This window comes from Humidesulfovibrio sp. (assembly GCF_035560995.1).
Lineage (GTDB): Bacteria > Desulfobacterota > Desulfovibrionia > Desulfovibrionales > Desulfovibrionaceae > Humidesulfovibrio.
The window spans coordinates 1-4,412 of sequence record NZ_DATMYK010000274.1 but is presented as its reverse complement, the minus strand read 5'-3'; the positions used below and the strand labels follow the sequence as shown (position 1 = coordinate 4,412).

5 protein-coding genes are annotated in these 4,412 nt (G+C 63.8%); 4 read left to right on the top strand and 1 reads right to left on the bottom strand.

What is annotated here, in order from left to right; genetic code table 11:
* Positions 1-91 precede the first annotated feature (91 nt).
* Positions 92-865 carry a tetratricopeptide repeat protein gene (locus VN419_RS10645; RefSeq protein WP_325647209.1) on the bottom strand — a complete coding sequence of 258 codons (774 nt, stop codon included), beginning with the start codon at positions 863-865 and terminating at the stop codon, positions 92-94.
* Positions 866-1,091: 226 nt separating this feature from the next.
* Here VN419_RS10645 and VN419_RS10640 point away from each other — a divergent pair, with 226 nt between their 5' ends.
* The 4 genes from VN419_RS10640 to VN419_RS10625 all read left to right on the top strand — a co-directional run.
* Positions 1,092-1,658 carry an XRE family transcriptional regulator gene (locus tag VN419_RS10640; RefSeq protein WP_325647208.1) on the top strand — a complete coding sequence of 189 codons (567 nt, stop codon included), beginning with the start codon at positions 1,092-1,094 and terminating at the stop codon, positions 1,656-1,658.
* A gap of 3 nt (positions 1,659-1,661) precedes the next feature.
* Positions 1,662-3,332, top strand: coding sequence for an AMP-binding protein (locus VN419_RS10635; RefSeq protein ID WP_325647207.1), 1,671 nt, complete (start codon positions 1,662-1,664; stop codon positions 3,330-3,332).
* Positions 3,333-3,345: 13 nt separating this feature from the next.
* Positions 3,346-3,903 (top strand): XRE family transcriptional regulator, encoded by a 558-nt coding sequence (locus tag VN419_RS10630; RefSeq protein ID WP_325647206.1) that lies wholly within the window; start codon positions 3,346-3,348, stop codon positions 3,901-3,903.
* A 16-nt stretch (positions 3,904-3,919) separates the two neighbouring features.
* Positions 3,920-4,412: AMP-binding protein (locus VN419_RS10625; protein WP_325647205.1), on the top strand; the 493-nt coding region annotated here is incomplete at its 3' end.

Below are 4,412 nucleotides of genomic sequence, written 5' to 3'. Positions count from 1 at the left end.
GCCGGGGATGGGCGGATAGGCGAAGCGCACCCCGCGCAGGGCCAGGTGGACCTCATGTGCGCTGTGTTCGGCCTGGAACATGGGCTTCGCCCTACTTCTTGCCGTCCAGGAATTCGATGAACCGCTTCACTTCCTCGTGGTCCGGGTTCAGGCGCAGGGCTTCGGCCAGGTGTTCGCGGCACTTTTCCTTGTCGCCCTTGTCGAAGTAGGCGCGGGCCACGTTGTAGTGCAGGTTCTCGTCCGTGGCGGTAAGGGCCAGGGCGCGGGTGTAGTACTCCACGGACTGGTCCACCATGCGGCTTTTGCGAAGGCTGATGCCGAACTCGTTGAACAGGTGCTTGTGCTCCGGCGCGAAGGCGGCCTCAAGCCCCACGATGCGTCCCAGGATGTCCTGGGCCTTGGCCGTTTCGCCGCGCTCCACGTAGGTGAGGCCCAGGCCGAAGTTGGCGCGCACGTTTTCCTCGTCCACGGCGAGCGCGTTCTCGTACTCGAACTGGGCGCTGTACAGCGCGCCGCGCTGGCGGCTTTCCTCCGCGCGGGAAACGGTGGCCGCCAGCTCCTGCATCTTGGGGTACACGGTCTTCATGTACATTTCCGGCTCGGGGTTGTAGCGCGCCAGGAAGTCCTCAAAGGGGACCTGGGTGGCGGTTCCGGCCGGAACCATGTTCTTGTTCAAGGCCTGCACAGAGACGTTCGCATCGTCCTCCTGGGTGCAGTACCAGTACATCTTGCTGATGGTCTTGCGTTGGGTCGTGCCGGTGCCGACCTTTTCCACCGTTTGAGTGGAAAAGAGGCCCTTGATTCTTTTGCCGCCTTCGGGGCGGTAGACTGCTGCCTGCGGTTCCTGATTGTGCAGATCGCTCATGGGCATGCACCTTGCTGCTGGTCGGTTCCGGCCCGGTTCTGCGGCCATTGACGACGCTACACGCTTCGCCACAGCCTGGCAAGGACCGCCCGTTTCCGGGTCTTTAAACACGCGGCGGCAGTCGACAATTGGGGGCGGATGGGGTACGGTTCTCGCCACTCTGAAGGCTGGCCGTTTTTCGGCCCAAGTGTGTGAACACGCAAGATCAGGAGAGGACGGGGGCAGCATGGACAAGAAAGTGGGTGAGCGCATACGCGCATTTCGCGAGAAGCAGAACTTGAGCCTGGCCGACCTGGCCGGACGCACCGGCCTGGACGAGGCTTTCCTCGCCGCCGTGGAGGGCAAGGATCTCTACCCCTCCCTGGGGCCCCTGCTCAAGATCGCCCGCGCCCTTGGCGTACGCCTGGGCACCTTCCTGGACGACCACGTCAGCCGCGACCCGCTCATCGTGCGCCTGGACGAGCGCAAGGAAGAGTTCAGCATGCACCAGGACGGCGATAAGCCCGCCAGCCACGAGTACTACTCGCTCGGCAAGGGCAAGACCGACCGCCACATGGAGCCCTTCTTCATCGTCATGAACCCGGAGCCGGAGGAGAGCAAGAAGCTGTCCTTCCACGAGGGCGAGGAGTTCATCGTGGTGGTCTCCGGCCAGGTGCAGCTCATCTACGGACGCGAGACGACCATCCTGGGCCCCGGCGACAGCCTGTACTACAACTCCGTGGTGCCCCACAATCTTTCCGCCGCAGGCGACAAGCCCGCCAGCATCTACGCGGTGCTCTACTTCCCGGAGTAGGCCATGCCGAGAGAGCAAGCCATCCGCGAAGCCACTCTGGGCCAGATTCTGGACGAGACCGTGGCCAAATGGCCCAACCGCGACGCCGTGGTCTACGTTGACCGCGACTACCGCCTCACCTGGCGGCAGTTCTCCGACCTGGTGGACGAGGTGGCCATGGGCCTCATGGCCATGGGCGTGCAAAAGGGCGAGAAGGTCGGCATCTGGGCCAACAACGTGCCCTACTGGGTCGTGCTCATGTTCGCCACGGCGAAAATAGGCGCCGTGCTCTTGACCGTGAACACCCACTACCGCAAGGCCGAGATAGAGTACCTGCTGAAGCAGAGCGACTGCGAGAACCTGGTGCTCATCGACGGCTTCCGCGACACGGACTACGTGGGCACCATCTATGATCTGGCCCCGGAGCTGAAGACCACCGAGCGCGGCCACGCCGCCTGCGCGCGCTTCCCGCATTTGAAGCGCGTCATCTTCCTGGGAGCCGAGAAGCACCGCGGCATGTACTCCATGAGCGAGGTGCAGGCCCTGTCGGTCATGACCACCCCGGAAGAGTACGAGGCGCGCCAGGCCACCCTGACCCCGCACGACGTGGTGAACATGCAGTACACCAGCGGCACCACGGGCTTCCCCAAGGGCGTGCAGCTGACCCACAACAACATCGGCAACAACGGCTACTGGATCGGCGAGAACCAGAACTTCACCGAGAAGGACCGCCTGTGCCTGGGCGTGCCGCTGTTCCACTGCTTCGGCTGCGTGCTGGGCGTCATGGCCTGCGTCACCCACGGCACGGCCATGGTCATTCTGGAGAACTTCGACCCGGTCATGGCCATGACGAGCGTGGAAGAGGAGAAGTGCACGGCCATCTACGGCGTGCCCACCATGTTCATCAGCATGCTGGAGCACAAGCTGTTCAAGCGCTTCGACTTCAGCACCCTGCGCACCGGCATCATGGCCGGTTCGCCCTGCCCCATAGAATTCATGAAGCGCGCCATGAACGAAATGAACATGCGCGAGATCACCATCTGCTACGGCCTGACCGAGGGCAGCCCGGTGATGACCCAGACGCGCATCGGCGACAGCTTGCGCCAGATGACCGAGACCGTGGGCCGCGCCATGCCGGAGATCGAGGTCTGCATCAAGGACCCGGAGACCGGTGAGGAGTCCGCGCGGGGCGTGGTGGGCGAGATCTGCTGCCGGGGCTACAACGTGATGAAGGGCTACTACAACAACCCCGAAGCCACGGCCAAGGCCATCGACATGGACGGCTGGCTGCATTCCGGCGACCTGGGCGTCATGGACGAAGAGGGCTACGTCACCGTCACCGGACGCCTGAAGGACATGATCATCCGCGGCGGCGAGAACGTCTACCCGCGCGAGATTGAGGAGTTCCTGTACCGCATGGACGGCATCCTGGACGTGCAGGTGGTGGGCGTGCCCAGCCGCAAGTTCGGCGAGGAAGTGGGCGCCTTCGTCATCCTCAAGCCCGATGCGCACCTGGAGCCCGAGGACGTGAAGGATTACTGCCGCGGCCAGATAGCCCGGTACAAGATTCCGAAGTACATCGCCTTCGTGGATGCCTACCCCATGACCGCCAGCGGCAAGATCCAGAAGTACAAGCTGCGCGAACTGGCGGGCGAGATGTTCCCCGAGGCCATGCAAGAGCCTCCCAAGGTTTAAAAGGAGCGGAACAATGCACCTGGAACAAGCGTACAAGGACATCGCCCCGCGCCTGCGCGGCCTGCGCGACGCCCTGGACATGAGCGTTGAGGACCTGGCCGCCAAGACCGGCGTGACCCCGGAACAGCTCGGCATCTACGAGTCCGGCGAAGCCGAGATTCCCGTGGGTTTCATGATGAAGGTGGCCCAGGCCTGCCATGTGGATCTGACCGTCCTGATCAGCGGCGTGGAGCCGCACCTGAAGGGCTACTCCCTGGTGCGCCGGGGCGAGGGCCTCTCGGTGGAGCGGCGCAAGGACTACGACTACAAGTCCCTGGCCTACCGCTTCTCCGGCCGCAAGATGGAGCCTTTCCTCATCACCGTGCCGCCCAAAAGCCCGGCGGAGCTGAACCTCGTGTCCCACTCCGGCCAGGAATTCATCCACGTGATGGAGGGCAGGCTGGAACTGCGTCTGGGCGAGGAAACCCTGGCCCTGGAGCCCGGCGATTCTTTGTACTTCGACTCCCAGACTCCGCACGCCCTGCGCGGCCTGGACGACAAGCACGCCGTGTTCCTCGACGTGATCCTTTAGGGGGAGGCGAGACAGCATGAAAAGCACCACGCACGAAAAACTCCGCCCCAGCCGCTACCGCGACTACATGGCGGCCTACGCCATCAACGTTCCCGCGAATTACAACTTCGCCTACGACTTCCTGGACGCCCGCGCGGCTGAAGAGCCGGACCGCCTGGCCATGATCCATGTGGACGACGGCGGAACCCGCCGCGAATACTCCTTCGGATTTTTCCAGAAGGAGTCCATGAAGCTCGCCAGCGCGCTTTCCGCCAAGGGCGTGAAGAAGGGCGACCGGGTCATGCTCATCCTTTACCGCCGCATGGAGTACTGGGTGTCGATGCTGGCCCTGTGCCGCATCGGCGCGCTGCCCATCCCCTCGCCCTCGCTCCTGACCCCGCACGACATCGAGTTCCGCGTGAACTTCGCCAAGGTCTCATGCGTGATCTGCGAGGATTCCCTCACCGCGCGGGTGGAAGCGGCCAAGCCCAAATGCCCCAGCCTGCAGCTGCTCATCGACATCCCCTCCG